General features: G+C 33.6%; 24 protein-coding genes and 2 pseudogenes. 14 read left to right on the forward strand and 12 right to left on the reverse strand.

What is annotated here, in order from left to right; translation table 11 throughout:
- Positions 1-24: 24 nt before the first annotated feature.
- The 5 genes from ovoA to HOG88_RS08215 all read left to right on the forward strand — a co-directional run bounded on the left by ovoA (position 25) and on the right by HOG88_RS08215 (position 5,047).
- On the forward strand, positions 25-2,124 hold the full coding sequence (gene ovoA / locus HOG88_RS08195; protein WP_295005055.1) for a 5-histidylcysteine sulfoxide synthase: 2,100 nt from the start codon (positions 25-27) through the stop codon (positions 2,122-2,124).
- Complete coding sequence (locus HOG88_RS08200; RefSeq protein ID WP_295005057.1) at positions 2,109-3,314, forward strand: PatB family C-S lyase; 1,206 nt, start codon at positions 2,109-2,111, stop codon at positions 3,312-3,314. The genes ovoA and HOG88_RS08200 overlap by 16 nt, the downstream gene beginning before the upstream one ends.
- Positions 3,304-3,513, forward strand: a complete 210-nt coding sequence (locus HOG88_RS08205) for a hypothetical protein (RefSeq protein ID WP_295005059.1) — start codon at positions 3,304-3,306, stop codon at positions 3,511-3,513. The genes HOG88_RS08200 and HOG88_RS08205 overlap by 11 nt, the downstream gene beginning before the upstream one ends.
- Before the next feature lie 271 nt (positions 3,514-3,784).
- Positions 3,785-4,474 (forward strand): dUTP diphosphatase, encoded by a 690-nt coding sequence (locus HOG88_RS08210; protein WP_295005061.1) that lies wholly within the window; start codon positions 3,785-3,787, stop codon positions 4,472-4,474.
- A gap of 3 nt (positions 4,475-4,477) precedes the next feature.
- The gene (locus HOG88_RS08215; RefSeq protein ID WP_295005063.1) at positions 4,478-5,047 is read left to right on the forward strand and encodes an ATP-binding cassette domain-containing protein; all 570 of its coding nucleotides are present in this window, start codon (positions 4,478-4,480) and stop codon (positions 5,045-5,047) included.
- On the opposite strand, the gene crcB is transcribed toward HOG88_RS08215, so the two are convergent.
- From crcB to HOG88_RS08250, 7 genes are read right to left on the reverse strand one after another with little or no spacing between them, the layout of a single operon-like run.
- Complete coding sequence (gene crcB / locus HOG88_RS08220) at positions 5,037-5,426, reverse strand: fluoride efflux transporter CrcB (protein ID WP_295005065.1); 390 nt, start codon at positions 5,424-5,426, stop codon at positions 5,037-5,039. The genes HOG88_RS08215 and crcB overlap by 11 nt on opposite strands.
- Entirely contained in the window at positions 5,395-6,093 is a 699-nt protein-coding gene (locus tag HOG88_RS08225; RefSeq protein ID WP_295005067.1) for a 1-acyl-sn-glycerol-3-phosphate acyltransferase, read from the reverse strand. The genes crcB and HOG88_RS08225 overlap by 32 nt, the downstream gene beginning before the upstream one ends.
- Complete coding sequence (locus HOG88_RS08230) at positions 6,071-7,117, reverse strand: hypothetical protein (protein WP_295005069.1); 1,047 nt, start codon at positions 7,115-7,117, stop codon at positions 6,071-6,073. Before HOG88_RS08230 ends, HOG88_RS08225 begins: the two co-directional genes overlap by 23 nt.
- The gene (gene purQ / locus HOG88_RS08235; protein WP_295005071.1) at positions 7,111-7,788 is read right to left on the reverse strand and encodes a phosphoribosylformylglycinamidine synthase subunit PurQ; all 678 of its coding nucleotides are present in this window, start codon (positions 7,786-7,788) and stop codon (positions 7,111-7,113) included. The genes HOG88_RS08230 and purQ overlap by 7 nt, the downstream gene beginning before the upstream one ends.
- On the reverse strand, positions 7,788-8,030 hold the full coding sequence (gene purS / locus HOG88_RS08240) for a phosphoribosylformylglycinamidine synthase subunit PurS (protein WP_295005073.1): 243 nt from the start codon (positions 8,028-8,030) through the stop codon (positions 7,788-7,790). Before purS ends, purQ begins: the two co-directional genes overlap by 1 nt.
- 2 nt (positions 8,031-8,032) lie before the next feature.
- A complete protein-coding gene (gene purC / locus HOG88_RS08245) occupies positions 8,033-8,746 on the reverse strand; it encodes a phosphoribosylaminoimidazolesuccinocarboxamide synthase (RefSeq protein ID WP_295005075.1) in 714 nt (237 codons plus the stop codon).
- Positions 8,747-8,751: 5 nt separating this feature from the next.
- Positions 8,752-10,065: a S41 family peptidase gene (locus tag HOG88_RS08250; protein ID WP_295005077.1), complete on the reverse strand. Its 1,314-nt coding sequence runs from the start codon at positions 10,063-10,065 to the stop codon at positions 8,752-8,754.
- 155 nt (positions 10,066-10,220) lie between these two features.
- Here HOG88_RS08250 and HOG88_RS08255 point away from each other — a divergent pair, with 155 nt between their 5' ends.
- The 6 genes from HOG88_RS08255 to HOG88_RS08280 all read left to right on the forward strand — a co-directional run bounded on the left by HOG88_RS08255 (position 10,221) and on the right by HOG88_RS08280 (position 18,136).
- Positions 10,221-10,736 carry a shikimate kinase gene (locus tag HOG88_RS08255; RefSeq protein WP_295005079.1) on the forward strand — a complete coding sequence of 172 codons (516 nt, stop codon included), beginning with the start codon at positions 10,221-10,223 and terminating at the stop codon, positions 10,734-10,736.
- The gene (locus HOG88_RS08260; RefSeq protein WP_295005081.1) at positions 10,729-11,676 is read left to right on the forward strand and encodes a DUF255 domain-containing protein; all 948 of its coding nucleotides are present in this window, start codon (positions 10,729-10,731) and stop codon (positions 11,674-11,676) included. The genes HOG88_RS08255 and HOG88_RS08260 overlap by 8 nt, the downstream gene beginning before the upstream one ends.
- Positions 11,673-12,962 (forward strand): histidinol dehydrogenase, encoded by a 1,290-nt coding sequence (gene hisD / locus HOG88_RS08265; protein ID WP_295005083.1) that lies wholly within the window; start codon positions 11,673-11,675, stop codon positions 12,960-12,962. The genes HOG88_RS08260 and hisD overlap by 4 nt, the downstream gene beginning before the upstream one ends.
- 203 nt (positions 12,963-13,165) lie before the next feature.
- A complete protein-coding gene (locus HOG88_RS08270; protein WP_295005085.1) occupies positions 13,166-13,804 on the forward strand; it encodes a 4Fe-4S dicluster domain-containing protein in 639 nt (212 codons plus the stop codon).
- Complete coding sequence (nrfD, locus tag HOG88_RS08275) at positions 13,804-14,706, forward strand: NrfD/PsrC family molybdoenzyme membrane anchor subunit (protein ID WP_295005087.1); 903 nt, start codon at positions 13,804-13,806, stop codon at positions 14,704-14,706. Before HOG88_RS08270 ends, nrfD begins: the two co-directional genes overlap by 1 nt.
- A gap of 13 nt (positions 14,707-14,719) precedes the next feature.
- Positions 14,720-18,136, forward strand: coding sequence for a molybdopterin-dependent oxidoreductase (locus HOG88_RS08280; RefSeq protein WP_295005089.1), 3,417 nt, complete (start codon positions 14,720-14,722; stop codon positions 18,134-18,136).
- 55 nt (positions 18,137-18,191) lie between these two features.
- Here HOG88_RS08280 and HOG88_RS08285 read toward each other — a convergent pair whose 3' ends face one another.
- Complete coding sequence (locus HOG88_RS08285) at positions 18,192-18,662, reverse strand: redoxin domain-containing protein (protein WP_295005091.1); 471 nt, start codon at positions 18,660-18,662, stop codon at positions 18,192-18,194.
- 270 nt (positions 18,663-18,932) lie between these two features.
- Here HOG88_RS08285 and HOG88_RS11930 point away from each other — a divergent pair.
- From HOG88_RS11930 to HOG88_RS08300, 3 genes and pseudogenes are all read left to right on the forward strand, one after another.
- Positions 18,933-19,316: pseudogene (locus HOG88_RS11930) on the forward strand (ATP-dependent zinc protease); the annotation flags it as partial.
- A 30-nt stretch (positions 19,317-19,346) separates the two neighbouring features.
- Positions 19,347-20,094 (forward strand): annotated as a pseudogene (locus tag HOG88_RS11935) (RimK family alpha-L-glutamate ligase).
- An 11-nt stretch (positions 20,095-20,105) separates the two neighbouring features.
- Positions 20,106-20,453 (forward strand): phosphate-starvation-inducible PsiE family protein, encoded by a 348-nt coding sequence (locus HOG88_RS08300; RefSeq protein WP_295005095.1) that lies wholly within the window; start codon positions 20,106-20,108, stop codon positions 20,451-20,453.
- Here HOG88_RS08300 and HOG88_RS08305 read toward each other — a convergent pair.
- The 4 genes from HOG88_RS08305 to HOG88_RS08320 form a co-directional block, all read right to left on the reverse strand.
- On the reverse strand, positions 20,442-21,365 hold the full coding sequence (locus tag HOG88_RS08305) for a glutaminase (protein ID WP_295005097.1): 924 nt from the start codon (positions 21,363-21,365) through the stop codon (positions 20,442-20,444). The two genes, HOG88_RS08300 and HOG88_RS08305, sit on opposite strands and share 12 nt — an antisense overlap.
- 84 nt (positions 21,366-21,449) lie before the next feature.
- Positions 21,450-22,034 (reverse strand): TetR/AcrR family transcriptional regulator, encoded by a 585-nt coding sequence (locus HOG88_RS08310; RefSeq protein WP_295005098.1) that lies wholly within the window; start codon positions 22,032-22,034, stop codon positions 21,450-21,452.
- 122 nt (positions 22,035-22,156) lie between these two features.
- A complete protein-coding gene (locus HOG88_RS08315) occupies positions 22,157-22,480 on the reverse strand; it encodes a hypothetical protein (RefSeq protein WP_295005099.1) in 324 nt (107 codons plus the stop codon).
- A gap of 79 nt (positions 22,481-22,559) precedes the next feature.
- A complete protein-coding gene (locus HOG88_RS08320) occupies positions 22,560-23,273 on the reverse strand; it encodes a transposase (protein ID WP_295005101.1) in 714 nt (237 codons plus the stop codon).
- Positions 23,274-23,298: the final 25 nt, after the last annotated feature.

Genomic DNA, 23,298 nt, shown 5'->3' on the forward strand with positions numbered 1-23,298 from the left:
TAACAAAAATAAAAGGTCATTTTCTTGAGTAAACAAAGTTTGTATAGTGTGACACTGAATGGTGAAAGCGTAGAGAGTAAACGCCATGAGATAAAAGAGTATTTCGATTCTACATTTTCTCTTTTTGAGAGTGTGTTTGAGGTACTTAAAGATGATGAAGTTTTTTATCAAAAGTCTGAGTTGACACGCCATCCAATGATTTTTTATTTTGGACATACTGCAACTTTTTTTATAAATAAATTAATGTATATGAAGATAATCACTCAAAGAATCAACCCTGACTTTGAATCACTTTTTGCTGTAGGTGTTGATGAAATGTCATGGGATAATATGGGTCATGTAAGAGATAAATGGCCTGAATTAGATGAGCTTAGAAAATATAGACAATCAGTAAAAGAATTAGTGAGTAAACTTATATTTGAACTTCCCTTAACTCTTCCAATACAAAAAGATTCTCCAATGTGGATAGTACTTATGGGTATAGAGCATGAAAGAATCCATATAGAGACATCTTTAGTGCTTCATAGACAGATGCCTTTAGAATTAGTAAAAGAAACAGAAAAATTTCAAATTAATCAAGAAAGTGGAAAGGCTCCAAAGAATTCTATGATTGAGATAGCGGCTTCTGACATACAACTGGGAGTAGATGATTCTCATAATTTGTACTCTTGGGATAATGAATATGGCAGTTATGAAGAATGTCTACCCACCTTTTCTGCATCAAAATACTTAGTTAGTAATGGAGAATTTTTAAAATTTGTTAATGATGGTGGGTACAGCAATCTTGAGTACTGGGATGAAGAGGGCTTAGAGTTTTTAGAAAAGACAAAAGCAAAATACCCTCATTTTTGGATACTAAAAGATGGGGTATATAGTTATAGAACACTTAACTCTGAAATAGAGATGCCTTATGACTGGCCAGTAGATGTTAATGCTCTTGAAGCAGAGGCATTCTGTCGTTACAAGTCAGATAAAGAAGGAATTACCTACCAGCTTCCAAGTGAAAGTGAGTATCGAGCTATCTATGAGTATGCTTTACTTAAAGATGTCCCCGAGTTTCAAAGTGAAAATGCCAATGTTGACTTTGCTCATTATGCTAGTTCAGTACCTGTAAATAAATTTAGTTTTAATGGTATTTATGATGTTGTAGGAAATGTTTGGCAATGGAGTAGAACAGCTATTTTTAGTTTTAAAGGTTTTGAAGTGCATGAGGCTTACGATGATTTCTCTGTACCAACTTTTGATAATAAACATGCACTTGTTCTTGGCTCTTCATGGGCAAGTAGTGGTAACTTGATAGCGAAAAATTCTCGTTACGCATTTAGAAAGCACTTCTTTCAAAATGCAGGTTTTAGATATGTAATAACAGATAAAAAGGATAAAGAAATGGCAGATATTTATGAAAGTGATGAGTTAGTTTCACAATATTGTGAATTCCAATATGGGAATACACATTTTGGAGTAGAAAATTTTTCAATAGAAACAGCAAAAATATCTTCAAAATATGCGATAAATAAAGGCAAGGCTCTTGATTTAGGTTGTGCAACAGGACGAGCGAGTTATGAACTCGCTCGAGAATTTGATAAAGTTGAGGGTATAGATTTCTCTGTACGTTTTGTACAAGTTGGAGCAAAGTTAAAGTCAGATGGATATGTTGCGTTTAGTAGTAAAGAAGAGGGTGAGTTAGTAACTAGCAAAAAAGTAAGCATAGATGAACTAGGTTATGAAATACTTGCAGAGAAGGTTTCCTTTTGGCAAGGTGATGCATGTAACTTAAATCAAGAGTTTACAGGTTATGATTTAGTGATGGCAACAAATTTAATAGACAGACTATATGATCCAAGATTATTCCTAGATACAATAGATGAACGTTTAAATACAGATGGTATTTTAGTCATTACATCTCCTTACACATGGCAAGAAAGCTCTACAAAAAAAGAATTTTGGTTGGGTGGATTTACTGATACAAATGGGAAAGATGTGAGAACAATAGAAAGTTTACAAAACATATTGGGCGATAAGTTTGCACTTATGCATAAAGAAGATGTAGATTTTGTTATAAAAGAGACAGCTAGAAAATATCAGCATACTATATCGGAGTTGAGTGTTTGGAAAAAAAAGTAAGTTACGATTTCTCTCACGGTAGTTGCAGAAAAGATACAAATGCAGAGAAATATACTTTAAGAAAAGAGCTCTTTGGAACGGATGATGTAGAACCTGTATGGGTTGCAGATATGGACATTGATACACCAGAATTTGTTTTAAATGCAGTATCAAATAGACTTAAACATCCTATAATCGGGTATGAAGAAGTTCCTAAATCTGCAATTAAAGCTCAAATTAAGTGGATGAAGAAAGAGCATGGTGTGCTATTCGAAATAGAAGACATATTTTACTCTCATTCTGTAGTTGCGTCTATGTCTGCAGCTATTGAAGCTTTTACCAAAAAAGGCGAGGGTGTAATAGTACAGACTCCTGTTTATCCTCCTTTTTTCAAGAGTGTGTTAAGACTTGAAAGAAGACTAGTAAAAAATCCATTGAAAGTAGATAAAAATGGTATGTACACTTTTGATATAGAGGGATTGAAGTCTCAAATAGATGAAGAGACAAAGCTATTATTACTATGTTCCCCACATAACCCTGTTGGTCGCGTTTGGAGAAGAGAAGAACTTAAAGAGATTTTAAAAGTATGTTTAGAAAATAATATTGTTGTATTTAGTGATGAAGTTCATTGTGACTTAATCTATAAAGGACATAAACATATTCCATTTGCGTCTTTATCCGAAGATGCTAGAAATATTACTATGACTGCTATTGGAGTTGGTAAAACATTTAACATGGCTGGATTTGCTATAAGTACAATCGCAATTCCAAATAAAGAGTTAAGAGAAAGATTTCAGGTTATATATGACAGAATACATTTCGCCGAGGGAAGTGTTTTATCTCATGTCGCATTTGAGAGTGCATATACTAACGGAAAAGAGTGGATAAAAGAACTAAAAGTACATCTTTATAAGAACTATACAGATCTTAGGTTATTATGTAAAAAATACTCTGAATATATAGAATTAACTCCCATTGAAGGGACATATTTAGCATGGCTAAACTGTCGAGGAATGATGATTAGTGACAAGGAATTACGTCGTTTTTTTGTGGAAGAGGCAAGACTAGGACTGAATGCAGGTTTGAGCTTTTCACGAGAAGGAAGTGGCTTTATGCGCTTGAATTTTGCTGTATCTTCAGCTAAAATGTCAGAAATATTAGAGAGACTAGAGGATGCTCTTAAAAGTAGAAGGAGTACTAATGGGTATTAGTTGGGAAGAGTATAAAGAGTATAAAAATAGTAGTGTATATAGTGATAATTTTGAAATCTTATTAGATTTTATGAAAAGCTACTATGGTATAAGAAGTGTAAATCAGATGTTTACAGTTTTAAATGAAGATGATACAGCAAAGATGATGCTTAGTAAACGTGAGATAAAAAGTGCTGTTGATTTAGAAGAGTATCTATAGTGTTAATTATTTGAGATTAGCCTTTTGCTCATACATGGAGCATTCAACTCCACTACTTTGAAATACCACCATAGATGGAATCTGGGATGATTTAAACCCATAGGCTTTACATCCATGAGGTTTAGTCTTCTCCCATGTTACATAATAGTGTTCACACTTTCTACAATTAAGTCTTTTCATATATCTCTCTCTTTTTAAGTATGAAATATTACCATATTAGATAAAATAAACAAAATATATTTTTATAAATAGAATTATAAAAGGCGAGAATATGGACAAAATTTTACTAATGCTACAATTACAAAATCAACTTAATGAAGCAACTAATGGTTATAAATGGACAGATGGAATAACTAAAAATGGAAAAACTATAAATTGGAGACGCTGCATTTATATGGAATGTGCTGAAATGGTTGATAGTTTTTCTTGGAAGCATTGGAAGAGCCTAGATAAAGAACCAGATTGGGATAACCATCAGATAGAAGTTGTAGATGTTTGGCATTTCATCATGAGTTTGGCTATAGAAGAGTATTCAAAAAACTTAAGAGGTGGTGTTGAAGACTTGGGAATTAGTATTGCACAATATCTTAACTTTGATGCTATAGATACGAATAAAGAGAATTTTGCTAAACAAGAAGATGTAATAGAACAAGTTGAAAATATAATACGCTTGAGTATTAATGATGGAGAGCTAAATTTAGAAATACTTATTGCAGATTTCTTTAACTTAGTGATCATGAGCGGACTTAATTTAGATACTCTTTATAAATTATATATTGGGAAAAATGTACTTAACCAGTTCCGTCAAGACCATGGATATAAAGATGGTACATACATAAAAATTTGGAATGGCGAAGAAGATAATGTTGTTATGAAAAGAGTCTGGGAAGATGATAGTAATATTAAACCTGACAATCTTTATAAAGAATTAGCGAAAGTATATCTCTCTTTAAAGGCATAAATATTGGAGAACCTTTTAGAAGTTAAAAACCTTTCATTTGGATACACCAAAGAGAGACTACTCTTTAAGGATTTTTCAATCACTTTAAAAAAAGGTGAGATTAAAGGGATAGTTGGGGAGAGTGGTGCTGGAAAAAGTACACTTTTTGATTTGATTTTGGGAGAATTAAAGCCACTAAGTGGCGAAATAAAAACTTGTAGAATCTCTGAAGTTTTTCAAGATCCATATAGCTCTTTTCACCCAAGCTATTCACTTTTGAATCAAATAAAAGATGTAGCATCACTTGAAGATATTCAAAACTATCTCAAAGTAATAAATTTAGATAGTAAGCTTTTAGAAAAACTTCCACATGAATTATCAGGAGGAGAACTCCAACGTGCTTCTATACTAAGAGCTATTTTAATGAAACCAGATCTTCTGCTCCTAGATGAACCAACATCAGCACTTGATAATGTAACACAATTAGAAGTTATGAAAATGCTTCTAAAGAATTTAGATTCAATGGCGATGCTTTTAATTACACATGATATAGATTTGGCAGAGTGGTGTTGTGATGAGATAATTAATGTTTAATAAAAGTATTTAGAAGATAATAGCCACTTCCTGCCATAAAAATACTGCCAAAGGCATTGAGTGATATGTTAGCAAGTGCTAAGAAAATACTACCACCATGAAGTAATAAAAAACTCTCAATAGCAAAGGTAGAGTACGTTGTAAGTGCCCCTAGTAATCCTGTTGTTAAAAATGACTTCATATATACTGAAAAAATTGTTGTATGCATAAAATATGCTATTAAAGTTCCCATTATAAAACTACCAATTAGGTTTACTCCCAGGGTACCAAATGGCAAGATGTGTGAAACACGATGAGAAATTAATCCATTAATATATACTCTTAAAACTGCTCCAATAAAGCCACCGCTACCTATAGCTAAAATCGTTTGCCAACTCATCATCGTATACCTTTTGCATTTTATCTTTTAACTTATTAAGCCATTCCGGATCACTTTTATCTGCAATGAAAGAATCCATATAGATAACCTTTATAGTTTTTGGTACATATAAAAACTTTTTAATATCATAACAGCTAAGTGTATCAATTAGCACGATAGGCTGTACTTTCAAGATATACTTATCTGCAACAAATTTAGCACCTGATTTAAAATGTAACATCCTCCCATTCTTGGAGCGAGTTCCTTCTGGAAACATTGCAATAGTTCGTTTTTTCTCAATTCTATCTTTAGTCGCACGAAGGAGTTTGATCAGTGATGTTTTACTCTCTCGTTCTATTTCTATATCTTCAGGTAGACTCATTGCTAGACCCAAGAAAGGAACATCGAATAAAGCTTTTTTTGCGACCCAAGCTAAATCTTTTTTTGTACTTGTTTCTAAAACACCAATATCAAGGTCACTTTGATGGTTTATTAGAAACATTTGAGCTTCTGGGTCTTCTTGACCAATTATCTCTGTTGAGAAAAAAGTTGTGAGTCTAATAAACCAGGTCGAAATCTTCCTAGGGTAAGGACGCGGTAAAAAAGGAAATAATAGTATTGATAATGCAATGGCTGTGAACATTATAGTTGTTGATAAGAACCAGCTAATATGTGATAATATCTTCATTTCTGACCCACCCTATTTTCTCATTTTTTAGTTTTACTTTTACATACTTATCTATGCTTCCTTCTTTTAAAAGGGTTCTTTTATGTCTTGTTGTCTCAAAAATAGTGCTATTGTTGACTGGAAGTAAGTATATATTTGTGCCGGCTTTGATAACTATCTTCTTTTCCGGCAGTAATAATAAAAGTATATACACAAGGGGAATCATTATAAAAACTAGATAGATGTATTTCTTTCTTAGTAAAATAAGTATAGTTAGTACACCGGTAACTGTTATAGCTATCCATATTTTAATTCTTTCATGAGATTGATCTCTCGGTTTTAAATCACTTTGTGTTGCTACGCTGTCATCTTCAACTATTATTGGGATACTAACAAGGGAGAAATTATTTTTTAAGAGATTAAAGTAAGAAAATGAAAAGTTATTAATTTTTTTATCAATAACTAGGAAGTAAGTTACTCTTGACTCTGTATAAGATTCAATAATTGATTCAATACCCTGTCTAGATATATTCTTAAACTTTATCTCTTTTATATCACAGTTTATGGCAGAGGCAACAAAGACTATTATATTGCTCTTGTTGTCAAAGCTTATTGTCTTATAATCAATAATCTCAAAACTATTTGCAATTAAGTTAGAGAAGTTTTCTTGTGGATTGAGTGTTATGATATTGATATTTTCACCATAAATTTTAGTCGCAGGATACTCCTGTGAAGCGATTAAAATAGCTTTTACATCAGGAAGTTTGGCCTTGTTTTTTGTACTTAAAAGATAAAAGGTATCGTAGAAATATTTTCCTCTTTGTGTATGCTCTGGTCTTGGTGTTAATATCTCAAGACCATCGTGATTTGAGAAAGTATAGAGTATGTCTTGATATGATTTTACAGTGGAAAGATATTTTAGAGTGATTGGAAAAATTTCTCCTTTTACTACTCTTTTTGGTACTTCATCATAACTAAGATAGACAACTTTATTTGCATAGAGTGATGAGAAGAATAAAAAAGTGAGTAAAAGAAGTTTTAGCACGATTCTAAAAAGCCTTCAAGCATTTTTATCCCATGATCTGAGCCAAGTATAAGTTCCATCGCACGTTCAGGATGTGGCATAAGCCCAAAAACATTTTTTTCTTTATTACAAATGCCAGCAATAGAATCAACACTTCCATTAGGGTTTTGAATATTACCTTTTTCATCAGAGTAAGTGAGTAAAACTTGATTATTATCATGAAGCTCTTTAAGACCATCAGAATCAATAAAATAGTTTCCATCATGGTGGGCAATAGGAATATTTACTACATCCCCATTATTTAATTTTTTGAGAAAAATATTATCATTGTTTTCTACTTTTAAAGAGTGATGCTTAGATATAAAATGTAATCCATCGTTGCGTTTAAGAGCACCTGGAAGAAGACCTGCTTCTGTAAGAACTTGAAAACCATTACAGATACCAAGAACTTTTCCACCAGCATTTGCATACTCGGTTACTGCTTTCATAACAGGACTAAATCGAGCAATTGCCCCACTTCTTAGATAGTCTCCATAGGAGAACCCTCCAGCAACAACAAGTAAGTCTGTATCACTTGGAAGAGTTTCTGCCTTATGCCAAACTATTTGAGTATCTGCCCCTAATTCTTTAAAGGCATGCTCTGTGTCATATTCACAGTTTGTACCAGGAAATTGAAGTATTGTTACTTTCATTAGATTAGCTCTATCTTGTAGTCTTCAATTACAGTGTTCGCTAGAATTTCTTCACACATTTTTTCTACTTCAGCCATAGCTGTAGTTTTGTCATCAGTTGCTAGTTTTAAAATTATTTGTTTTCCAACACGAACATCTTCTACACCTTTAAAGTGAAGAGAGTCTAGTGCATGATGCACTGCTTTACCTTGAGAGTCTAAAACACCTGCTTTGAGAGATATATTTACTATTGCTGTTGTCATTTTTATTTTCCTAATATTCTATTTAATACTTGCTCGTAAGCTACTGTTAATCCACCAAGACCCTGTCTAAATCTATCTTTATCCATTTTTTCTCCAGACTCAATGTCCCAAAAGCGACAGTTGTCAGGTGAAATCTCATCTATTAAAATAATATTTCCATTTATATCTTTACCAAACTCGAGTTTAAAGTCCACAAGGTTAAGGCCTTTATCTGCAAAGTATGGCTTTAGAATATCATTTACTTGACGAGCCATACGACGAAGTTTATCAAGTTCATCTTGATGCTCAACTAGCCCTAGTATAAGTGCATGTTGGTCATTAAGTTTTGGATCACCTAAGTCATCATCTTTATAATCAAATTCAACAAGAGTAAAAGGAAGAACTTTTCCATCTTCTATACCAAGGTTACGTGAAAGAGAACCAGTTGCAATGTTTCGAACAATGACTTCTATAAGAATAACGTCAACTTTAGTATGAAGCATATGGTTGTCATCAATCATTTCAACAAAGTGAGTCTGGATGCCATTTGCTTCTAAAAGTTTAAAAAGTTCTGTAGAAATTTTATTATTAAGTGCACCTTTCCCAGCTTCACTTGATTTCTTTTCACCATTAAATGCAGTCAGATCATCTTTAAATTCTGAAATTACAAGATTTTCATCATCTGTGAGAAAAAGTCTTTTTGCTTTTCCTTCATAAAGTAATTCTCTTTTTTCCATGCTTCCTATTTTCCTTGTGTTATGATTAATGCTTTGAGTATATCGACAGCAGATTTTAGTTGAATATCTTTGTTCAACATTTCTAGTGTAATTATATCTTTATTTGTGTCTTTATCTTCTTTTGTCTTTTGTTTTTTACCATCAACTTTTTCTAACTCTTGAGTAAGGTGTTTTTTTAGATCAGCTTCTTTTATGGCAAATTCATTTTTCAGTGTCTTGACCTCTCCTGGTGCCACTTTAATATCAGGTTTAACTCCTACAGCTTGGATAGTTCGGCCACTTGGAAGGTAGTATCTTGCTATTGTAAGTTTTATTGCTTCATCATCTGTTATGGGAAGTACTACTTGTACACTTCCCTTCCCAAAAGTATTTTCTCCGACCAAAATAGCACGTTTTTGATCTTGAAGTGCACCACTTACAATTTCAGAAGCACTAGCACTTCCTCCATTAATTAATACAACTAGCGGGATATCAGTCATTGTACTAGTGTAGCCAGCAGAGTAGACCTTGTCATCACTTGCATTACGCCCTTTTTGAGAAACTATATCTCCACTGCTAACAAAGAGGTCAACTAGTGCAACAGCTTGATCTAGTAGTCCACCTGGATTATTTCTTAAATCTAAAATAATTCCCTTAGTACTCTTTTTCTTCTTTTGGAATTCTTTTTTTACATCAGTAGCGACTTTCTGATCAAAACTTGCCACTCTAATATATAGAGTATCATCAGAAATGGTTCTTGAATGAACAGACTCTATTGTGATAATACCTCGAATTATATGGACAAGAATAGGTTTGAGTTCACCTTTTCTGACAATTGTTACATTAATGGGTGCACCAACTTTACCTCTCATAAGTGAAACAGCTTCATCGATAGTCATTCCAATGGTTGACATTTCATTTATTTTGAGGATAATATCTCCAGACTTTAGACCAGCTTTATCAGCAGGAGTTCCATCAATTGGAGCGATGACTGTGAGCGCCCCATTTTTCATGCCTACTGTGATACCTAGACCACCAAATTCACCAGCAGTTTGTACCTTGAGGCGTTTATAGTCTTTTTGTGTTAGGTAGTTAGAATGTGCATCAAGATTTTTCATCATCCCATCAAGGGCTTTATCCATAAGTTCTTCAATATTTACATCATCAACATTGTATTTTTCTACGATACTGATTACTTTTGTAAACTTTGCTAGAGATTGAAGTCTTGAAGTTTCATTGTTCTCTTGTGTAGCTTGTGCAAAAAGGCTTGAGTTCAGAAGAAGACTGATTGATAACCCCATTGAAATAAAGCCGAAAGTTATAAATTTTTTGTTTTTCATTATTAACCTATTTATATAGTCTGTTTTAAAAGAAGATATTATACCCTTTGTTGTTAAATTTTGGTTGAATTAATGGTACTTCAATTGAAAATTATTATTTTTCTATATAATGTCATAATAATTTTTATATTCGTGTATTAAGGTAAAATAATTTTATGTCAAATATTGTATTAATCGGTTTTATGGGTGTTGGTAAAGGAAGTGTAGCCAGAGAAGTAGTAAAAAACTCTAGCTATATCGCTATTGATACTGATGATTTGATTGAGAGTATGGAAAATAAAAAAATAAAAAATATTTTTGATGAGATTGGTGAAGCATATTTTAGAGACTTAGAAAAGAATGTTGCACATTGGCTGGAAAAAAGTGTAGATAATACATTGATTTCAACTGGTGGGGGATTCTATAAACAGAAAAATATTAATAAGATAGGTACTGTAGTATTGCTTGACTCCTCATTTAAAGAGATTATAAAACGTATAAAAGAACATCCAAATGCGAAGAAAAAACTGAAAAAACGCCCACTATTAGCTGACTTGAAGATGGCAGAAAAGCTTTACAATGAAAGACTTCCTGAGTATAAGAAACTAGCTGATATTGTTGTGGATGTGACCCATAAAACAGCACAAGAGTGTTCAAAAGAAATATTAAAAAAGGTGAAAAAATATGTTTAAAATTTTTATATTGCTGATCTTGCTATTCTCTTCATCTTTATTCTCTAAAATATATACTACAACTGGAGAATATATAGGGAATTCAGTACCTGAGGCATGTAAAAAAGCATTATCGTATTGTAAGCAAGAAGCTATGGAAGAAGCAGGTACATTTGTTATGAGTGACTTTAAACTATCGAGTAGTGACAGTAACGGAGTAGTTGATGAAAAAACAAAAAAGATAGTCAGAACATTATCTACGGGTGTTTTGAAACTAGAAAATAAAAAACAAACTTACACTTTTGAGAATAATGGACAAATTAGATGTAAAATGATTGCGAGTTTTAATATAAACGAACAGGAAATTAAAAATAATATTGAAGATATGATTTCAAAGGAAGAGAAAGATAAAAAGTATAATGCAAAAGTAACTTTAGAAATAGATGAAATTAAAAAGCAACTGGAAAGCATATCTAATAATAATAAAGAAAAAAATGTAAATCAAATCAATCAACAAAGTATAAATGAAAGACCTATATCTACTACTAAGACTATGTCTTATCAAGTGCCAAAAGTTGACAATAGATCAATAAACTGGGAAAAAGACTTTGACTCAGCAATCATAAAGGCAAAAGCAGAGAATAAAGCAATAATGTTTGTATCCTCTCGACATACTTGTAAATACTGTGTTATTTTGGAGAAAACAACATTTTCTGATAATGTAGTCATAGAGTCACTTAATAAAGATTTCATTTCTGTTGTCGCATATAGTGATGAGAATGATTTTATACCAAAAGAGTTGTGGAGTCCAGGAACACCAGCGATATGGTTTTTGAAGCCTGATGGAAAAGCAATGTATAGACCATTAATGGGTGCTATTGACAAAACAATGTTTTTAAAAGGACTAGGTATCGTTAAAATAGAGTTTGATAAAATAAAAAAGAGAGTAAATACAAAATGATGTTTATAAATGCAAAAGATATAAAATTTAATGAAAACTTTGAAGAATTATTAGGTCGAGGAACGATGGATATTGCAAATGTTAGTGCTATCGTCGGTGGCATGATTAATGAAATAAGAATAGATAAAAACAGTGCTTTAAAATCTCATATAGCAAAGTTTGATAACTGGACACCAACTTCTGATGAAGATTTAAAAATATCTACAGAGTCAATGGAGCATGCATATAATAATATAGATGATAAACTAAAGTCTGCACTACACCTAGCATACGATAGAATTAAAAAATATCATGAAAAGCAAAAGCCAAAATCATGGTTTGATACAGAAGATAACGGAACTATTCTAGGTCAAAAAGTGACAGCTGTTGATAGTGCAGGGCTCTATATCCCAGGTGGAAAAGCAGCATACCCATCTTCACTTTTGATGAATGTTATTCCTGCCCAAGTTGCAGGTGTCCAAGAGATTGTTATATGTACACCAACTCCAGATAATGAACCAAATGAACTTCTCCTCGCCGCTTGTCATTTATGTGGTGTTGATCAAGTTTATAAAGTAGGTGGAGCGAGTGCAATTGCCGCTATGGCATATGGTACAGAGACTATTCCTAAGGTTGATGTAATCACTGGACCTGGTAATATTTTTGTTGCAACAGCGAAAAAAATGGTTTTTGGTGATGTAAATATTGATATGATAGCAGGCCCTAGTGAGATAGGAATTTTAGCTGATGATAGTGCAAATGCAAATCATTTAGCAATAGATTTATTATCTCAGGCAGAGCATGATGAAATGGCAAGTTCGATTTTAATTACTCCTTCTCAAAAATTAGCAGATGCTGTTAAAATTGAACTTGAAAATTGGTTAGTAAAACTTCCTCGTCAAGAGATAGCGAGAAAGTCTATTGAAGAACGCGGTGCAATTATTGTCACACAAGATATGGAAGAGGCGATAAAATTAATGAATGATATCGCTCCTGAACACCTAGAAGTAGCTACTTTGTCACCTTTTGAATTACTACCTTTTATTAAACATGCTGGTGCAATCTTTTTAGGGCACAACACTCCAGAAGCAATAGGTGATTATGTTGCTGGACCAAACCATACACTGCCTACAGGTGGAACAGCAAAATTTTATTCTCCACTTGGAGTTGAGAATTTTATGAAAAAAACTTCTATAATTTCGTTTAGTTCACAAGCAATTAACGAGATTGGTGAAGAGTGTGCACTTATAGCAAATTCAGAGGGTCTAACAGCCCATGAACAATCCGTAAGAGTTAGATTAAAATAACTCTTACGTCCTCTTTTCTAAAACTACACAGTGATATATAATTAACCATAAATAAAGAAGATTTTTATAATGTATTTAAGAATACTTAGCTAGTATTGTAATAGTATAAAAGCCTTACATTTAATATATAGGTGCTTTTTGATATTAATTAGTTAAAGTAATGAATCTTATAAAAAAGCCTTAAAAGGCAAAAAGGAGAATATATGCAATTAGGTTTCCTAGTTGATTTACACCTATGTATGGGTTGTAAAGGTTGTGAGATCGCATGTAAAGTGGAGAATGAAGTTCCATTGAGTACATGGAGACTCCGTGTTAAATATGTGGATGTTGGTACATTTCCAGAAACTAAAAGAACATTTACACCTCTAAGATGTAATCACTGCGAGAATGCTCCTTGTGAGAGAATTTGTCCAGTATCTGCATTACATTATCTTGATAACGGTATTGTAAATATTGATAAAGAACGTTGTATTGGTTGTGCTGGTTGTGTTATGGCTTGTCCTTATGGAGCTATTTATATAGATCCTCAAACACAAACTGCTGATAAATGTACATACTGTGCACACCGTATCGCATCTTCAATGATGCCAGCTTGTGTTGTTGCATGTCCAGTTGAAGCAAATATTTTTGGTGACTTAGATGATGCAAAATCAAATATATCTAAGTATATTCAGTCTAATCAATCTAATGTACAAGTTCGTAAACCAGAGAAGGGAACTAACCCTCATCACTATTATGTAGGTGGTGGAAATGTTAGTCTTAATCCTCTAGCTTCACATAGAGTTGATGGTGATTCACTATTTGGTAAAATCACGACACTTCCTGTAGGAGGGCACCACTAATGGCAGCACATGAGATTTTAGCAGCTACAAACGCTGTAGTAACTTTAGATGTAGCAATTCCAGGTATCGTTTGGCCTTGGTTAGTTACAGTTAATATGTGGGCAAAAAGTATTGGTACAGGTGTAATTTTTATGCTTTTCATGCTTCAGAGAACACATCCCAATTCAGTAAGTAATTTAAGATTACCAATTGCTATTACTGCATTTGTATTTATCAATATTTTCTTATTGTTTACATTAGCGGACTTGCACCAACCATTTAGAATGTGGCATATTTTCTTTCACCCGCATTGGACATCAGCTATTACAGTTGGTTCTTTTATGGCATCAGCTTTCTTAGGTCTTTTAACACTTTTAGTGTTTCTAGCTTGGAAGAAGAATGATGAAACATATGATAAAGTTCTTTTATGGACGGCTATCTTAGCTATTCCAGTTACTCTTTATACTGCAGCTCTTATGGCTCAGTGTACCGCACGTGAACTATGGCAAATGCCAACAGAGTCAGCACAAATGATTTTAGCAGCGACACTATCTGGTTCAGCTACTATGATATTACTTGGTGGAAATAAGCTTTCTTATGAAGCTAAAAAATCACTAGGTGTTGTTTTAGGACTAAGTGCTTTAATGGCATTCATTATTTATATGTCAGAGTATGTCTTTGGTCCAATGAAAGCAGAAGAAGTTGCCGCCGTAATGGAATACATCAAAGGTGATGGACCATATACTGTTATGTTCTGGTTAGGACAATGGATGACATATATTTTACCTATGCTTCTTATTCTATTAAGTCGTTCAAGCAAATCTGAGTCAATTTTAAAACTAGCAGCAATTTTAGCTCTAGTTGGTTTAGCAATCGTAAAGCACGTTTGGCTAATCATTCCACAATTATTACCAATGAGTTAGGGAGAAACTATAAATGTATTTACAAAGTAGAAGAACATTTTTAAAAGGTGCCGCATTTAGTGTTGCTGGTGCTGCAATTGCAAAAGGCGTATTTACTGCTGATGCTATGGCTGAATCTATTGAGGAGAGTAAGTTTACTGATACTCCAGATTCATTATCATTTTATCCTCCAATGGAAGAATGGGCTGATTTTAAAGAATTAGATGGAAACGACTGGAAACGTGGTGGTCTTGAGCGTAAAGGTGTTAGAAGTGAATCTAACCCTGATGGAATTGAAGTTAACGATTATACTATCGTTCCTACAGCATGTTCTAACTGTGAAGCGTCTTGTGGTCTAACAGCTTGGATTGACAAGAAAACTTTCACAGTTAAAAAGTACATGGGTAACCCACTTCATGCAGGTTCTCGTGGTAGAAACTGTGCAAAAGGTTATGCTACTCAAAGTCAAATGTACGATCCAGATCGTATAGCATTTCCACTTAAACGTGCTCCGGGTTCTGCTCGTGGTGAAGGTAAGTGGATTCGTACTACTTGGGACGAAGCAATGACTACTATTGGTAACAAAATGCATGATGCTATTAAAGGCGATGATGAGTTATCTAAAAAGTCTTGCATGTTCCATGTTGGTCGCCCAAATGAGAATGGTTTTACAGGTAAAGTATGGCAAACAATCGGTCAAGATTGTTTTAACTCTCATACAAATATCTGTTCATCTGGTGGTCGTACTCCGACTATTCAGTGGGCAAATGATGATAGAAGTTCACCGGATTGGGCAAATGCGAAGTTAATCTTTCTTAACTCCTCTCATGCTGCTGATGCTGGTCACTACTTCCAGCAAGCTGCGGGACATATCGCTGACGCAAGAGCTAAAGGTGCTAAACTAGTAGTTATGGATCCTCGTATGTCAAACTCTGCTGGTATGGCGGACTTATGGATTGCTTGTTGGCCAGGTACAGAACCTACTTTATACCTTTATCTAGTTCAGCGTATGCTAAATGAAGATAAAGTGAATAAAACTTTTGTTAAAAAGTGGTTCAACTGGGAAGTAATGATGGATAACACTGACTACCTTAAGTTTATGGTAGAAAAAGGTTATATCTCTAAAGTTCCAGAGAACAATACATTTGAAGATTTTATGGCTATGCTTAAAGAGTTATATGCTCCATATACACTTGAATATGCTGTTAAAGAAACACATGTTCCAGCATACAAAATAGAAGAGCTTTATGACATGTTCATTTGGGCTGACACTTCTATTTCATCATACTTCTGGCGTGCTTCTGCTGCCGGTAATCTTGGTGGCTGGACTAGTGGTCGTACTGGTTTTCTAGCATTAGGTATGCGTGGTGCAATCGGACCAGAAGGTGGAACATTCTTCCACCACTGGCATGTTATTTCTGTTGCTGGTAAAGGTGGTAGTTCAACTGTAGGTCAAGGTAAGCGTGGAGCTGATGTTCCTAAGATTGACGTATATAATGAACTTTCATGGCCACCAGAATGGCCTCTATCTACATATGAAATGTCATACTTACTTCCTCACCTTTTAGCTGATGAAGAGTGGCAAGGTAAGTGGAATAAAAAAGGTCTTAATGTGCCTAAAAAACTTTCAGTTTGGATTCCACGTATGTACAACCCAGTTTGGATTAATCCTGATGGTTTCAGATGGATAGATACGATTAAAGATGAATCTAAGATGGAACTTACATTTAATCTTTCTCCTACATGGAGTGAGACTAACTGGTATGTTGATTATGTTCTTCCTGTTGGTTTAGCTGGTGAAAGACATGATCAGCATTCTGAAGCTACAATGCCAGCACGTTGGACATCTTTTCGTCAACCTGTTATGCGTGTTGCTTTAGAAAAATCTGGATGGAAACCTAAAAACCCTAACCGTGCTACACTTGAAGCTCACATTAAAGCTGGTCTTGGTGAAGTTTGGGAAGAGAATGAGTTCTGGTTTGACATGTGTGTTAACTATATTGACCCTAAGGGTGAAATATTCCTTGATGCTGCTAAAACTAAAACTATTAAGTCTATGTGGGAATCTAAAAAGAATCCTGGTGTACCAGTTACTATTTCTGAGTGGTATGATGCTGCATTTGGTGACAACTTACCAAATCTTAAAGAACTTGCTACAACGGATGATAGATATAAAGATGCAGAGTATCCTGTGTATGAATATATGAGAGATCACGGGGCATGGTTAGAAGAGAATAAAATTTATTCTCCACAAGAACGTGAAATCAAAGATGATGGAAAGAATTATATTTCTCATGGTCATAAATATGATAAAAAACATGTTCATACAGACAAGCGTACTGGTGTAATGACTGCTAAAAGCCACGGGAAAGAAAAGTCTATCGGTATTGAAATCGATGGTGTTAAAATGGAAGGTTTTGCGACATTAGATAAAAAGCTCGACTTCTTCTGTGATTGGTTAGCTGACGACTGGAAGTGGCCAGAATACTCTATCCCTTTCTATCCAAGAAATGATAAAGAGAAAAAAGAGATGAAAGAAATTGTATCTCATGTAAATCATATGTATATGGAAGAAGAGAACTCGTATGCTCTTAATACAGTTTTTCGTTTACCATACAATATTCATACTCGTTCTGCAAATTCTAAGCATCTTATGGAGATTTCACAAAATCACGATCCAATTTGGATTTCAACTCCAGATGCTAAGAAGCAAGGCTTTAAGCGCGGTGATGCAATTCGTGTAAATATTACAGATAGTATTACAGGTTTAGATTCTGGTTACTTCGTAGCTATGGCTGTTCCAACTGAGGGTGTTCTTCCAGGAACTCTTGCTTGTTCTCACCACGGTGGACGTTGGAAACTTGTAAACTCAGTTTCAATTCCTAATGGTGTTACTGATGGAAAAATTGATTCTCAACCTGTTACTAGAAATATGAATGATCCTAAATTTATGGCTCACTCTCCTGAAAATGCAGGAAAAGAGGGTGGACAGATTAAGATTGAAAATTATAATGGTACTAGTGGTATTAACAGCTTTGGTGTTCCAACTGCTGAATTACAGATGGATGGAAAAGAAGGTAAACTTACGTATGTAGAGGGTATTAAACCTTTCCATACTGAAAGATTTGCTGACTACAATAGAGACTCTGGTAATATTTGGTGGGATGGACTAAGTGGTTCGTGGCAAAATGCTGTTGCTGCAGCTCATCCTGATCCTATTTCTGGTATGCATTGTTGGCACCAGAAAGTTATTTTATCAGCTGCTGAAGCTGGTGATAAAATTGGTGACATTTATGTTAACTACGAAAATAACTTTAAAATTTATCAAGGTTGGAGAGATATATTAACTCGTCCTCTTAACTCTAGTGATAAACTACGTCGTCCACAACATATTAAACGTCCGTGGGTTCCACTTTCAGACAAGGCTTATGCTGTAAAAATTACAGACTAAGACTTTTCTTCTTTATGAGAGAGAGTATTTTCTCTCTCATATTTATATTATATTTCTAGAAACTACTCCAAATCATTCGTAAGAACAATCCAATACTACTGGTATAACCAACCTCACTAAAAACCAAATTTCTATCTTTGTCGTATATAAATGTACTAGGATAGGCATTAACATTTAATTCTTGTGCAAGTTTTCCATTTATATCATTTATAAATTTAAAATCTAAATTATTTTCTTTCATATATTTTTCAATAGATGTATCATCCCCTGAGTTAACAGCGATAGTTATAACTGCATAATACTCAGATACTCTTTGAATATTATCTGCCTCAGCTTTACATATAGGACACCATACAGCCCAGACATGAACTAATATAGGTTTGTTTACAGGTTTTATAATCTGCAAGGAGAGAACATCATTATTTAAGTTTTGACTTTTATAAATACTAATTACATTTGCAAATATAGTTATTACAAGAATAAACAAAGAAATCTCTTTTGCATAGTGTTTAAGTTTTTCTTTCATCCTTTGATTGTACTTGTCTAATATTTAATTAGGCTTAATTATATCTAGGAGTCAGTCGGAATCTAGATAAATCCGACGAGATTTAGGCTCAAAAATTGCTTAAATTGATGTAAAAGTCAAAAGCATAAAACTATCCAAATTCCTATAATCTCTTTCTTTTTAACTCTATCAACTCTTATCTTTAGTGCTGTAGTATCCATAAAGATTATTGGATGGATTTTATCGAGTGGACAACTTAATTTCATAAATAATATTTTTCCACTAAAAATCATCGGGAAAAAAGAAACTATATCTATTCTCGACTTAGAGCTATTTGATATAGATGCAAAAGTAGATACTGGAGCGGATTCAAATGCTCTGCATTGCGATAATATAGAGATAGATAAGCATGGTTTTGTTCACTTTCACTTATTAGATGAAGTTCATCCATCTTATCATGGCAAAAGAATAAGTATGCCTTTGTACAAAGTTAAAAAGGTTAGAAGCTCAAACGGTGAACTTCAAGAAAGGCCATCCATAAAAGTGAGTGTAGAGTTTTTTGGAAAAAGATATGAAACTGTTGTATCTTTAACAAATAGGGCAGATATGAAATATCCTATGCTAATAGGAAGACACTTTTTAAGTGGTAAGTTTTTAGTAGATGTGTCCCAAGAGTATTTAGCAAATAACAAAAAAGGAGAATGGATGAACGTATATATATTACCAAGAAATAAAGAGTTGTATTCAACAAAAAGATTAGTCGAAGCGGCTGTAGCTAAAGGTTGGGAAGTTAGAGTAATTGATTACTTAAAATGTTCTATAGAAATAATGAAAGGTGAACTTCATATTAACTATTTAGGGGAACAGTTACCTGTTCCGGATGCAATTATTCCTAGAATTGGCGCTAGCCGAACTTTTTACGGTACGGCGATGGTAAGACACTTTGAGTGGTGGAACACCATTGATCTTGAAAATATTGGAAGGAACTCAAGGAGTAGGCGTTGTTTTGGTAGATACTGAAAAAGCGGCAAAGTCGGTTCTTGATGCATTTTATGGAATGGATGTAAGCTTACTCGTGCAAGAGTTTATTAAAGAAACGGGTGGTGCTGATATTAGAGCATTAATCGTCGGTGGAGAAGTTGTAGGTGCTATGAAACACCAAGGTGCCGAAGGTGATTTTAGATCAAACCTTCATCAAGGTGGAAGTGCTACGGCTCATAAACTAACTCGTAAAGAGAAATCAACGGCACTTGCAGCCGCTAAAGCTATGGGCCTTGGAGTTTGTGGCGTTGATATGATTGAGTCCGCTCGTGGACCGCTTGTTATGGAAGTAAATTCATCCCCTGGTTTAGAGGGTATTGAAAAATCAACAAAGCTAGACATAGCCGGGAAAATTATGGATTACATAGAAAAAAATGTTACTCCAAAATCAGATACGACGGCTAAAAAGTAGAAAAATCACCGGTGTATATTAAGTTTTTTATTGCACTGTTCCTTCTCTTGTTAGTCAAAGATTTTAGTGCTATTAATAGTTTTTCTAAACTTGCAGTTGTTTTGCTTGAATTTATTATTATCCTTGAATTGATACGAATGCTCATAGGTTTTTTATTTAGTGATGAAAATCGTATTAAATTACGATTTATGATAGATTCCACTATAGTTTTTTTTATTCGTGACATTATGCTTATTGTAAACGACAAATTTGATATTCAAAAGATAGTATCACTTCTTGGTGTTATTGGAGTTCTTTTTATATTTAGAATTTTGTCAATGAAATATAGCCCATCTATAATGGAAAAATCAAAAAATTGACAGTCCTGTTTTACTTGTAAATAATTTAAGAGCCATGGTTCCTACTAATGAATTACCATTGGCATTTAAACCAGGAGCCCAGACAGATATACCCATCAACTTCGGAACAACGGCTACTATGCCACCTCCAACACCACTTTTTCCAGGTAAACCTACATGATAAGCAAAATCACCGGAAGCATCATAATGACCACATGTTAACATTACCGCGTTTATACGTTTAGCTTGAGATTCTCTAATATATATTTTGTCAGTAATAGGATCGGTTCCATGATTTGCCAAATAGAGCATAGCACGAGAGAGCATATTGGTGCTCATTTCAACAGAACAATGTTTAAAATACATTTGAACCACATCACTAACTTCATTATCAAGATTATTAAAACTTTTCATTAAGTTTGCTAATGCCATATTTCTATACCCATGCTCCATTTCTGAAGTAGCGACTACTTCATTGCAAGTAATTAAATCATTATTAGATATTGAACGAATAAAATTTAAAACTTCTTTGTAAGCAATATCACTACCTCCATAATAATTAATAAGAGCATCAGTAACATTAATCGCACCTGCATTAATAAAGGGGTTCCTTGGCTTTCCATGTTCATACTCAAGTTGGACAAGAGAGTTAAAAGGATTTCCTGATGGCTCATGCCCAATACGTTTATACAAATTACTACGGTAAAATTTCAGTGCCAATGTAAATGTAAAAACTTTTGAAATACTCTGAATGGAGAATAAAGTATCGGCTTGTCCTACAGTAAACTGAGTTCCATCAAACATTGTAATGCTCATAGCAAATTGCTCAGGATCTACATTTTCTAATGCTGGTATATAGTCTGCTACTTTCCCATCTTTTAAAAATGGAGTGACTTCTTGTATAATTTCATTTAATATTGATTGATAATCCATTTTACTGCCTTTTTCCTATATTGAGAAAGTCTATAATACAATTGAAGTATTTGCATTAGGTTTATTTTCATAATCTTTTATAAATCAACTCTTAGTAATTCCATTAAAGAAAAGGCTTACAGTATCATCTATAGCATTAGTTGTATCAAACTTTTTTATCATATAGCTCTCAGTATAAGCATCTGCTAATTTCTTAAACAACACAGCTATATGGTAGTAATCTAAAGTATCATCTTTAATAATCTCTTTGAATTGTTTCTCAAGATACTTATAAAGTCCATCCAGCGGCTGAGAATCGTTTGTATTAAGGTTATGAAAAAAGAACGGGTCATTTTCTCGCGAAATATTAACTTCCTCACCATTTTTATTCTTGATGAAAGGTTCGTAAGTATTATGTAAAAAAAGCTTAAGGTTCGACATTGAGTCATCGGTTGAACTCTCTTCTAGTCTTTCAACAAAACTTCTCAATTGATGTAAAACATGTTCAGAATATAAATTTGCTTTTGTTTCAAAGGTTTTATAAAAAGTTCCCACTGAAATATCCAATGATTCTGCTATGTCCGATACAGTCGTATTTTCATATCCAACTTCTTCAAACAACTCAGCCGAAGCTTCTAAATAAAGCTCCTTTTTCATATTTTCTAATTTTTCTGATATTCTTTTTGCCATTGAAAATTATAGCATAACTTCACATAATGAATAGTATTCTAAATATATAACTTAATTCATAATAAAATATAGTATAATTCTATTTAAATATTATTATAAATAATAACTGACCTTACACACCTTCAACAAACCTTATGCTTCTGTAATTCTAAATAAGCGATTTGATTAGCCTTAACTAATAGTTTAGCCCGGAGAGCAAAGTGATTCATTTTGTTTTTTATTTTCAAACATTCGAGTTTGAAAAATGCTAAAACAGATAAAAAGATATGATTGCTCTGTGTTCTAACTGTCTTTGTTGGTGACTTCGCCAAATCAACATTATGTTTGAGCGACTTATGATACTCTTCAACTTTCCATCGTTTTTCATAGATTGTTGAAATTTCATTTCCATCAAGTTTAATGTCACTAGATACCAAATTCAAGATGCCTATACTTGCCGTGAGCAATAGCGAGGAAATACTCTTGGGGTGCCGTCTTTGTTTGTAAAGACTCGGCGGACAATAACAATTTCTTTGTCATATCCCTTTAAATTGCCTCGTATAGACTCTTTATACCCTCAAGGGGCACCCCGTCTGATAATTCTAGTTCATCTACTCTGACGAATTTCCCTGCATGCTTATTCTCTAAACTTGTTGCGAATAGTCGATTGCTTTTTAAAGCTGCTATAAACTCTTTATTTTTCTTGGTAATAAATTCAAAATTTTCTTTAGCTCCAAACCATGTATCCATGAGAATATATTTGAATTTTAGTTGATTATTGATAGATGTTTGTATCATATCTCTCATCAACTCATTTTTTGCGATATCGGATTTTCTTTTTACTTGTCGTGTTTTGATATCACTAAACTGTATGGATTTTTCTACTATCTCAAATGCTACTGGTATTGATGCTTCACCACTATAATATAAAGCATTCAACATATTGATACCTCTTACAGATTTACCAACAGTATGATCAAAGTGCCAACACATAATATCACTCTCATCCGTCCATTTTTTCTCTTGAACTGTATCATCGAAAATCAAACATGCATCATCTTTTTCTACTTCTCGTACAGTCCTTTTAACTTGAGCCCATAGGTCTTTAGAGTTAAATTCATTTTTAGACAAGAAACGAGTTATTTGATCATGACTCACTTCACCATCTAGCATTGATGATAATCCAGTCGCTGTCGCATAACCATTTCCACTAATCAAATAATCCGTATAAAGCTCTATGTAGTCTGTTTGTTTTCTCATTATTTGTTTTACTATATTTTTCTCT

The sequence above is a fragment of the Sulfurimonas sp. genome, assembly GCF_018698455.1.
Lineage (GTDB): Bacteria > Campylobacterota > Campylobacteria > Campylobacterales > Sulfurimonadaceae > Sulfurimonas.